This is a genomic window from Streptomyces sp. NPDC057654 (assembly GCF_042800135.1).
GTDB lineage: Bacteria > Actinomycetota > Actinomycetes > Streptomycetales > Streptomycetaceae > Streptomyces.
Genome location: NZ_JBHVHQ010000783.1, coordinates 1 through 4102 on the forward strand (window position 1 = coordinate 1; position 4102 = coordinate 4102).

The 4102-nt window shown below is 75.3% G+C and carries 4 protein-coding genes and 1 pseudogene; all 5 read right to left on the minus strand.

Going from position 1 to position 4102, the window contains the following annotated elements; genetic code table 11:
- Positions 1-403: 403 nt before the first annotated feature.
- Positions 404-844, minus strand: coding sequence for a type II 3-dehydroquinate dehydratase (gene aroQ, locus ACFU99_RS35765; protein ID WP_384400428.1), 441 nt, complete (start codon positions 842-844; stop codon positions 404-406).
- 56 nt (positions 845-900) lie between these two features.
- The gene (gene aroB, locus ACFU99_RS35770) at positions 901-1992 is read right to left on the minus strand and encodes a 3-dehydroquinate synthase (RefSeq protein ID WP_384400419.1); all 1092 of its coding nucleotides are present in this window, start codon (positions 1990-1992) and stop codon (positions 901-903) included.
- A 51-nt stretch (positions 1993-2043) separates the two neighbouring features.
- Positions 2044-2568: a shikimate kinase gene (locus tag ACFU99_RS35775; RefSeq protein WP_384400422.1), complete on the minus strand. Its 525-nt coding sequence runs from the start codon at positions 2566-2568 to the stop codon at positions 2044-2046.
- Complete coding sequence (aroC, locus tag ACFU99_RS35780) at positions 2565-3749, minus strand: chorismate synthase (RefSeq protein ID WP_384400425.1); 1185 nt, start codon at positions 3747-3749, stop codon at positions 2565-2567. The genes ACFU99_RS35775 and aroC overlap by 4 nt, the downstream gene beginning before the upstream one ends.
- 145 nt (positions 3750-3894) lie before the next feature.
- Positions 3895-4102, minus strand: a pseudogene (locus tag ACFU99_RS35785) (shikimate dehydrogenase); the annotation flags it as partial.

A 4102-nucleotide genomic window follows, 5' to 3' on the forward strand; every position in this document is an offset into this window, starting at 1 on the left:
GTGCCGGGCCCGCCGCCGGGCACCGGCACCGGCGCGCCGGGCGGGAGCCGGAGGTGACCGCCCGGCTCCGTCGGGGCCTGGCGCCCCTCCCAGCCGGGCGCGGCCGGAGGCACAGGGGCCGGGGCGGCCGGGGGTATGGGCGCGGCGGGAGGCGCGGGAGGCGGTGCGGGCGCGGCCGGATGAGCCGTGGGGGCGTGGCCGGGCCCGCCCGTGCCGGTTCCCTGCCCGGGGGCCGGGGGCTGCGGAGCTCCCACTGCGTACTGCATTTTGGTGGCACTCCGTCTCGTGCGGGCGTCTGGCGCCGTGTCAAGCGGCCGCGAGGCCGGGCCGGTACCGGAGAGTACCCGCACCGGCCGTCGGAGTGTGAACGGCCCAGCGGCCCGCGGCGTGCCCGCGTACGCCGTCAGCCTGCGAGTTCGTCCGCGAGGGCGCGCAGCGCGAGGCGGTACGAGCCGATGCCGAAGCCCGCGACGGTACCGCTGGCCACGGCCGCGATGACGGAGTTGTGCCGGAACTCCTCGCGGGCGTGCGGGTTGGAGATGTGCACCTCGATCAGGGGCGCGGTGCGCTGCGCCGCCGCGTCGCGCATGCCGTACGAATAGTGGGTGAACGCGCCGGGGTTGATGACCACCGGAAGGCGGCCGTCCGCGGCCTCGTGCAGCCAGCGGATCAGCTCCCCCTCGTCGTTGGTCTCGCGGACGTCGACCTCGAAGCCGAGCTCCGCGCCCAGCGCGGTGCACGTCTCGACGAGCCCGGCGTAGGACGTCGCGCCGTAGACGTCGGGCTCGCGGGAGCCGAGGCGGCCGAGGTTGGGCCCGTTGAGGACGAGGACGCGCCGCGACACGCCCGTACGGTCCGTATCGCTCACCCCGCTCACCCCGCTCACACTGCTCACGCCGCTCACGCCGCGATCTCCGCGTGGGCGGCCAGCAGCATCGCCGGATCGGGGCCTTCCAGAACGGTCGGCTTGGCCAGCCCGTCGAGGACGATGAAGCGCAGCAGGTCGCCGCGCGACTTCTTGTCGACCTTCATGGTGTCCAGCAGCTTGGGCCACTGGTCGCCGCGGTAGGTGACCGGCAGCCCGACCGACTCCAGGATCGCGCGGTGCCGGTCGGCGGTGGCGTCGTCCAGCCGCCCGGCGATCCGGCCGAGTTCGGCGGCGAAGACCATGCCGACGGAGACGGCCGCGCCGTGACGCCAGTTGTAGCGCTCGTTCTTCTCGATCGCATGGGCGAGGGTGTGCCCGTAGTTGAGGATCTCGCGCAGCCCGGACTCCTTGAGGTCCGAGGAGACCACCTCGGCCTTGACGCGGATGGAGCGCTCGACGAGCTCGGCGGTGTGCGGGCCGCCGGGGGTGCGGGCGCCCTCCGGGTCGGCCTCGATCAGGTCGAGGATGGCCGGGTCGGCGATGAAGCCCGCCTTGATGATCTCGGCGAGGCCGCTGACGTAGTCGTGCACGGGCAGCGAGTCCAGCGCGGCCAGGTCGCAGAGCACGCCGGCCGGCGGATGGAAGGCGCCGACGAGGTTCTTGCCCTCGGCGGTGTTGATGCCGGTCTTGCCGCCGACCGCCGCGTCGACCATGCCGAGCACGGTGGTGGGCACCGCGATCCAGCGCACCCCGCGCAGCCAGGTCGCCGCGACGAAGCCCGCGACGTCGGTGGTGGCGCCGCCGCCGACGCCGACGATGGCGTCGGTGCGGGTGAAGTTGGTCTGGCCGAGCGCCTTCCAGCAGTACGCCGCGACCTCGACGGTCTTGGCCTCCTCGGCGTTCGGCAGCTGGACGGCGATGGCCTCGTACCCCTGGGCGGCCAGGTCCTCGCGGAGCACCGCGCCGGTCTCGGCGAGCGCCTCGGGGTGCAGGATCGCGACGCGCTTGGCCGCGGGGCCGATCAGCGTGGGCAGTTCGCCCAGCAGCTGCCGGCCGACCAGGACCTCGTACGGGGCGCTGCCCGCGCTGCCGGCGACCTGGATACGGGTGGGTGCCTCGGTCATACGTTCCTCACTGCGTGCTGCCTCGTGCCCGCGGCCGTGTGCGGTCGCGGGTCAGTCCTTGGGAGCAATTCGGAGCTCCAGGGCGTCGAGGACCGCCTCGGCGACGTCCTCGGGGGTGCGGCCGTCGGTGGTGACGACCGCGCGGGCGACCTCGGTGTAGAGCGGGCGGCGCGCCTCCATCAGCTCGCGCCAGCGCTGCCGCGGGTTGACGGCGAGCAGCGGGCGCGGGGCGTCGAGCCCCACCCGGCGCACGGCGTCGGCGAGGGAGACGTCGAGGAAGACGACCGGCAGCCCGGTGAGCAGGGCGCGGGTGCCCGCGTCCATGACCGCGCCGCCGCCGAGGGAGAGCACCCCGGCGTGGCCGGCGACGGCGTCCCGTACGGCCTGCCGCTCCAGCTCGCGGAAGTGCGGCTCGCCCTCGTCGATGAAGATCTCGGAGATCGGCTTGCCGGCGGTCCGCTCGATGTCGGCGTCGGTGTCGCGGTACGCGGTGCCGAGCCGCTCGGCGAGCAGCGCCCCGGCGGTGGACTTGCCCGCTCCGGGCGGGCCCACGATGACGACGGCGGGCGGCGTCACCTGATGGCCAGCCCGTCGAGGAAGCCGCGGACGTTGCGCCGGGTCTCCGGCACGCTGTCGCCGCCGAACTTCTCCGTCACCGCGTCCGCCAGCACCAGCGCGACCATCGCCTCGGCGACGATCCCCGCGGCCGGCACCGCGCACACGTCCGAGCGCTGGTGGTGCGCCTGGGTGGCCTCGCCGGTGACGACGTCCACGGTGGCCAGGGCGCGCGGCACGGTCGCGATGGGCTTCATGGCTGCCCGTACGCGCAGCAGTTCGCCGGTGCTCAGGCCGCCCTCGGTGCCGCCGGAGCGGCCGGTGGTGCGGCGCAGGCCCTCGTCGGTGGAGACGATCTCGTCGTGCGCCTGCGAGCCGGGCACCCGCGCCAGGTCGAAGCCGTCGCCGAGCTCGACGCCCTTGATCGCCTGAATGCCCATCAGGGCGCCGGCGAGGCGCGAGTCGAGGCGGCGGTCCCAGTGGACGTGGCTGCCGAGGCCGACGGGTACGCCGTAGGCGAGCACCTCGACGACGCCGCCGAGCGTGTCGCCGTCCTTGTGGGCCTGGTCGATCTCGGCGACCATCGCCTCGCTCGCGGCCTCGTCCAGGCAGCGCACGGGGTCGGCGTCGAGCCGCTCGACGTCGGAGGGCTGGGGCAGGACGCCGTACGGGGCCTTGGCCGCGGCCAGCTCCACGACGTGCGAGACGATCTCGATGCCGGCCGTCTCCTTGAGGAAGGAGCGGGCCACCGCGCCGAGCGCGACGCGGGCCGCGGTCTCGCGGGCGGAGGCGCGCTCCAGGACCGGGCGGGCCTCGTCGAAGCCGTACTTCTGCATGCCGGCGAGGTCGGCGTGGCCGGGGCGGGGCCGGGTCAGCGGCGCGTTGCGGGCCAGCGCGGCGAGCTCGTCGGGGTCCACCGGGTCGGCCGCCATGACCTGTTCCCACTTGGGCCACTCGGTGTTGCCGACCATGACCGCGACGGGCGAGCCGAGGGTCAGGCCGTGCCGGACGCCGCCGAGGAAGGTCACCTCGTCGCGCTCGAACTTCATGCGCGCGCCGCGGCCGTAGCCCAGCCGCCGCCGCGCCAGGGCGTCCGCCACCATGTCCGTGGTGATCGGCACGCCGGCCGGAAGGCCCTCCAGCGTCGCCACCAGTGCGGGGCCGTGCGACTCCCCCGCCGTCAGCCAGCGCAACCTGCTCAACGGTGCTCCTCTTGCTCGCGCCTTGGACTGGAGTCGGCGCGGCCCGGTGCGCGGCCCTGACCCGCCGCCCCCGATCCTCCCATGGTTCGCGGGGCGGTCTGGACGCCGGTCCGGGACGTGGACCGGCGGCGGGCGCCGGGGCCGCTCAGGCGGTACGGGCCGTACGGGCCGCCAGCGCCGACTCGCCCGCGGCGCGCATCGCGGCCAGCGGGCCCGGCGAGCGGCCGGTCATCTGCTCGACCTGGAGGACGGCCTGGTGGATGAGGAGGTCCAGGCCGCCGACCACGGCGCCGCCGCGGTCCGCCCAGGCGGCGGCGAGCGGCGTCGGCCACGGCTCGTACAGCACGTCGAAG